The sequence below is a fragment of the Achromobacter sp. GbtcB20 genome, assembly GCF_019091095.1.
Taxonomy (GTDB): Bacteria; Pseudomonadota; Gammaproteobacteria; order Burkholderiales; family Burkholderiaceae_B; genus Achromobacter; species Achromobacter mucicolens.
In genome coordinates this window covers 1-239 of sequence record NZ_JAGXJZ010000855.1, presented here as the reverse complement: position 1 = coordinate 239, position 239 = coordinate 1, and the positions used below count along the sequence as shown (strand labels likewise).

At 64.0% G+C, this 239-nt stretch carries 1 protein-coding gene; it reads left to right on the top strand.

Annotated features, from left to right (window positions below):
• Window positions 1-239 (top strand): efflux RND transporter permease subunit (locus KVT32_RS31400; RefSeq protein ID WP_217619566.1); only part of this gene is annotated, 239 nt, incomplete at both ends.

Genomic DNA, 239 nt, shown 5'->3' with positions numbered 1-239 from the left:
TGACCCCAGCCCTGTGCGCGACCATCCTCAAGCCGGTCGCCCATAGCCACGCGGCCAAGCGCGGCTTCTTCGGGTGGTTCAATCGCCGTTTCGACAGCATGACCGTGCGCTATGAGACGCGTGTGGGCAAACTGGTCAAGCGCACCGGCCGTGTCATGCTGGTCTTCCTGCTGTTGACCGGCGTCCTCGCTTTCGCATTCAACAGGCTGCCGTCGGCCTTCCTGCCGGAGGAAGACCAG